Raw genomic sequence first — 2,358 nt, 5'->3', positions numbered from 1 at the left:
GGGGTGGGGGGCTCGGGGAGGCGCAGCAGCCGGGTCACCATCGCGCCGACCCCCGCCTTGTCGGCCCGGCCGCTGCCGGTCACGGCCGCCTTGACCTCGCTGGGGGTGTGGAGGGCGACCGGCAGGTCCCGGCGCGCCGCGCAGAGCATGGCGACCGCGGCGGCCTGGGCGGTTCCCATGACGGTGCTGACGTTGTGCTGGCTGAAGACCCGCTCGACGGCGACGCAGTCGGGCCGGTGCTCGTCCAGCCACTCCTCCATCCCCCGCTCGATCCGCAGGAGTCGCCGGGGGGTCGGGTCGTCGGCCGGGGTGCGCACGACGCCGAAGGCTCCCATGCGCAGGGGGCGTCCCGGTGCTCCCTCGACCACGCCGAGACCGCACCGGGTGAGCCCCGGGTCCACTCCGAGCACCCGCACTCCGTCGTCCTCCCCTGATCGCCCCGGTCCCCGGCCGTCCCGGGGCTCCGATGTCCCGCCTCGTCCCTCCGCGCGGTGTCCGCGCCGGCCGCCGGTACCGGACGGGCCGGGGCCGGCCGGGCGACCACCGACGATCCGTCGGGGTCGTCACCGGGGCGGGCGGAACACGCCGGGTCCTGCCGGCAGGCTAACGCGCCCCTCCGACAATCGCCCGGAGGAGGGATGACGGCGTGCCGATGACACGCCCCCGCGCGGACGCGGACGCGGCTTCCGCGCCGGGGGACGGTGCGGAAGCCGCGTCCGCGGTGCGACACGGCGGGCGGGAACGGTGCCGTCCCGCGGACGGGTCAGGCGTCGACCGCGGCCATGACCTCGTCGGAGACGTCGAAGTTGGCGAAGACGTTCTGGACGTCGTCGCTGTCCTCGAGGGCGTCGATCAGTTTGAAGATCTTCCGGGCGCCCTCCTCGTCCAGCTGCACCTGCATGGTGGGGACGAAGTTGGCGTCCGCGGAGTCGTAGTCGATCCCCGCCTCCTGGAGGGCGGTGCGCACCGCCACCAGGTCGGTGGCCTCGCTGAGCACCTCGAAGGTGTCACCGAGGTCGTTGACCTCCTCGGCGCCGGCCTCCAGGACCGCCGCGAGCACGTCGTCCTCGGTGAGCCCGCCGCGCGGGACGATGACCACGCCCTTGCGGTTGAAGAGGTAGGACACCGATCCCGGGTCGGCCATCGACCCGCCGTTGCGGGTCATCGCGACGCGGACGTCGGAGGCGGCCCGGTTGCGGTTGTCGGTCAGGCACTCGATGAGCAGGGCGACGCCGTTGGGGCCGTAGCCCTCGTACATGATCGTCTCGTAGTCGGCGCCACCCGCCTCCAGGCCCGCGCCGCGCTTGACCGCGCTGTCGATGTTCTTGTTGGGAACCGAACTCTTCTTGGCCTTCTGGATGGCGTCGTACAGCGTGGGGTTGCCGTCCGGGTCGGCACCCCCCATCCGCGCCGCGACCTCGATGTTCTTGATCAGCTTGGCGAAGAGCTTGCCGCGCTTGGCATCGATCACGGCCTTCTTGTGCTTGGTGGTTGCCCACTTGGAGTGGCCGGACACAGCCTCGCCCCTTCGATGTCACCTACGAACCGACGGGCCGATACTACCCCCGGACGTTCACCCGGCCGGTACCGTGCGGACCGGTTCCGGTCGGCCGCCGGCCCCCGATCCACGGCGCCCGGGGATCACCGCCGGGCCGGTGGGTCCCTCCCCGGCACCGGGCGCGGCGGCGCCGTCGGGAGCGGGGAGGGCGTCGCGCACCATCCCCACGAACAGCCCGTGCACCCGGTGGTCCCCGGTCAGCTCGGGGTGGAAGGCGGTGGCCAGCAGCACGCCGGACCGCACCGCCACGGGGTGTCCGTCGTGCACCGCCAGCACCTCGACCCCGGGACCCGCCCGCTCGACCCACGGGGCCCGGATGAAGACGCCCTCCACCGGGCCGCCCGCCACACCGGCCATCGCGACCGGGGCCTCGAAGGACTCGTTCTGCCGACCGAAGGCGTTGCGCCGCACGGTGATGTCGAGGCCGCCGATGGTGCGCTGACCGGAGCGGGGGTCCTCGATGGCCTCGGCGAGCATGATCATCCCGGCGCAGGAGCCGTAGGCGGGCATTCCCGCGGCGACCCGCTCGCGCAGCGGTTCCAACAGGTCGAAGGCCTCGGCCAGTTTGGAGATGGTGGTGGACTCCCCGCCGGGGATCACCAGCGCGTCGACGGCCGCCAGTTCGGCGGGCCGGCGCACCGGGACGGCACGGGCCCCCGCCGCGTCGAGGGCGGCGAGGTGTTCGCGGACATCGCCCTGGAGGGCGAGGACACCGATGACGGGGGTGGACACGGGTGGCGCACCTTTCCCGGGAGGGGCCCCGGACGGCGGGGACGGGCACGGAGGGGCCGGGGAACGGA

Annotated in this window: 2 protein-coding genes and 1 pseudogene; all 3 read right to left on the bottom strand. The window is 73.7% G+C overall.

The window, feature by feature from the left end; translation table 11 throughout:
• Positions 1-416: crossover junction endodeoxyribonuclease RuvC (locus tag FOE67_RS22945; RefSeq protein ID WP_182666747.1), on the bottom strand; the 416-nt coding region annotated here is incomplete at its 3' end.
• 347 nt (positions 417-763) lie between these two features.
• Complete coding sequence (locus tag FOE67_RS22940) at positions 764-1,516, bottom strand: YebC/PmpR family DNA-binding transcriptional regulator (RefSeq protein ID WP_182666746.1); 753 nt, start codon at positions 1,514-1,516, stop codon at positions 764-766.
• 192 nt (positions 1,517-1,708) lie between these two features.
• Positions 1,709-2,290, bottom strand: a pseudogene (pdxT, locus tag FOE67_RS22935) (pyridoxal 5'-phosphate synthase glutaminase subunit PdxT); the annotation flags it as partial.
• Positions 2,291-2,358: the final 68 nt, after the last annotated feature.

The organism is Streptomyces calidiresistens (genome assembly GCF_014141525.1).
Classification (GTDB): Bacteria; Actinomycetota; Actinomycetes; order Streptomycetales; family Streptomycetaceae; genus Streptomyces; species Streptomyces calidiresistens.
The sequence above is the reverse complement of the archived record's forward strand: the minus strand, read 5'-3'. Positions and strand labels throughout refer to the sequence as shown.